This window comes from Vibrio sp. 10N.222.48.A3 (assembly GCF_041475345.1).
Taxonomy (GTDB): Bacteria; Pseudomonadota; Gammaproteobacteria; order Enterobacterales; family Vibrionaceae; genus Vibrio; species Vibrio tasmaniensis_A.
This window is the reverse complement of record NZ_JBFRVX010001257.1, coordinates 1-2651: the sequence shown is the minus strand read 5'-3', so window position 1 is coordinate 2651 and position 2651 is coordinate 1. Positions and strand designations below refer to the sequence as shown.

The 2651-nt window shown below is 44.6% G+C and carries 2 protein-coding genes; one reads left to right on the top strand and one right to left on the bottom strand.

What is annotated here, in order from left to right; genetic code table 11:
- Positions 1–1302, top strand: a 1302-nt coding sequence (locus AB4653_RS25470) for a PglL family O-oligosaccharyltransferase (protein WP_372105616.1), incomplete at its 5' end; no start/stop codon positions are given.
- Between the two features lie 111 nt (positions 1303–1413).
- On the opposite strand, the gene AB4653_RS25465 is transcribed toward AB4653_RS25470, so the two are convergent.
- A complete protein-coding gene (locus tag AB4653_RS25465; RefSeq protein WP_009847873.1) occupies positions 1414–2553 on the bottom strand; it encodes an alanine--glyoxylate aminotransferase family protein in 1140 nt (379 codons plus the stop codon).
- Between the last annotated feature and the right edge of the window lie 98 nt (positions 2554–2651).

The following is a 2651-nucleotide window of genomic DNA, read 5'->3' as shown; positions in this document are numbered from 1 at the left end:
CAATATTTCCTATTAGAACCTGGCAACCTATTTGACTACAACACTGCGGCCAATAGACCTTATGGGATATTCCAACAACCGAATGTTATGGCAAGCTTTCTTGCTACAGGTTTTGTGCTGTCAGCTTATCTTTTAGCAAGGCAACCAACTAAATATAATCACCAAATTAGCGAGTCGCTTCTACTTTATTTAACACCAGCCTTAACCGTACCTTTGCTGATCATCATCGCATCACGTACCGGGTGGTTGGCTGCCGTCATTGGGTTTGTATGCATTCTGCCTTATCTATACAAGTTCTCGACCAAGAAACGCTTCTACGGGTGGTGTGCATCAGTGGTAGTCGGTATCGTCGTCGCCTTTTCGGTAATCAGCCTCAGTGCAACTGATAGTTTCGCCAGTAAAAAAGCAAACTTAGAAAGTCCACGAGCTTATACCTTTCCACAAGCGCTCGATATGATGATCGAAAAGCCATTTACCGGTTATGGCTACGGAAAATTCGAATCCGAATACACGCTATACACAGCCCGCCAACATCAACTTAACTCAAATTATCATCCCGGCCTTCCTTCAATGGATCACCCACACAATGAGTTCCTGTTTTGGGGGGTTGAAGGCGGAATAGTACCAATCATCGGGATCTTGATTGCTGCAATGTTGGTGATGTCACGCATAGCAAGCTCAGCGAAAGGAACACGTCTAGCACTACTTGCGCTATTCATACCTATGCTCTTACATTCTCAGCTTGAGTATCCTTTTTACCACTCGGCGATTCACTGGATAACCTTTATCATTTTGATTTACTGGGTCGACCAACGGACTTCTCGCCACTATCAGCAGCCGTTTAGTATCGTAAGTAAAATCCTATTCAGAGTGTCGAGCTTAGTCGTTCCTATCTTGGTGAGTTTTTACATGCTGAGTGCCTTACACACCAATTATGTACTCACTAAATTTGAAATGTCTAAGCCGAAAAACCCGGACATTCTTAAGCAGGTAACGAACCCCGTAGTCTGGAAAGATCGCTATGATTGGGATGTGTACAGTACCTATCTAAATATCGGCCTCTACAAAGCCGATCCTAGCCTGATCCTTCCTTATATAGATTGGTCGTTAGAAATCATAAAGAATAAGCCAAGGCCTGCTTTCTACACCAACCTGATTCTCGCATATCAAGGATTAGGCGATCACAGCAAGGCAGAACAAATTCGCAGTGAAGCGAGCTTCTTGTTCCCAAATCGAGACTTTTCCAAGGTTCAGTATAAGAAGATATCCGAAGCAGAAAACAACATTTCTTCAGCTAAATGACGCCAAGGAATCTAGAGTCATTTTGCTGTAATGACATTTAGCCTATAGCCTAGACACAAAAAAGCGCACATTCTCTCGTGCGCTTTTCTTTTAAACTTCAATTTATTACCGTTATTTTAAAATGTCTTGTAACGCTTTTAAGCACAAAGCGACATTCTCTTTACGAGCACCGTAACCCATTAGGCCGATACGCCACGCCTTACCAGCCAAAGAGCCAAGCCCAGCACCGATTTCAAGATTATACTCTTCTAACAGCTGCGTTCTTATTTTGGCTTCATCAATCCCTTCAGGGAAGTAAAGCGCATTCAATTGAGGTAAGCGACTCTCTTCAGCAACCACAAACTCCAACCCCAAAGCTTCTACGCCAGCTTTAAGTTCTTGGTGCATCGCATAGTGACGAGACCACGCATTGTCTAGGCCTTCATTTTTCAACAAAACCAACGACTCATGCAGAGCATATAGGCTGTTCACGGGCGCAGTGTGGTGATAGCTACGCTTACCTTCTCCACTCCAATAACCTAATACCAAGCTCTGATCCAAGAACCAGCTTTGTACGGGAGCTTGACGTGCTTTCATTTTATCGACAGCACGTTGAGAGAACGTCACGGGAGATAAACCAGGTACACAAGACAGACACTTCTGACTGCCTGAATAAACCGCATCGAGTTGCCATTCATCAACCAACAATGGCACACCACCTAATGATGTCACCGCATCCACAATCGACAATGCATCAAACTGGCGAGCGACTGCGGAAATAGCTTGAGCATCCGATAACGCGCCAGTAGACGTCTCGGCATGCACAAATGCGACAGCAACAGCATCGGGGTTTTCTGCCAATGCCTTTTCTACCTTTTCAACTGAAACGGGCTTACCCCACTCGTCATCAACAAGGATGGCTTCACCACCGCAGCGAACAACATTCTCGCGCATACGCTCACCAAAAACACCGTTACGACAAACAATGACCTTTTCACCAGGCTCAATCAAATTAACAAAACAGGTTTCCATGCCCGCACTGCCTGGAGCAGAAACAGCAATCGTAAATTCATTCTCTGTTTGGAATGCATACTTAAGAAGTTGTTTAAGCTCATCCATCATCGCAATAAATAGCGGGTCGAGGTGACCAATGGTTGGACGGCTTAAGGCCTGTAAAACTTGAGGAGAAATGTCTGAAGGCCCCGGCCCCATTAACGTTCGGTGTGGCGGATAAAAGCTATCGATAGCAGCAGTGAGTGTTAAATTAGACATGTACATCCCTTACGTTAATGTTGTGAACAATCCACCCTAAAGCAAATTGATTACCTCAGCAATTAGCCATAAGTATTGAGGTCAAACCAGTGTCACAT

What these genes read in the sequence shown, in the direction of transcription:
- AB4653_RS25465 (WP_009847873.1), bottom strand. Translation starts at nt 2,553, where the DNA reads ATGTCTAATTTAACACTCACTGCTGCTATCGATAGCTTTTATCCGCCA.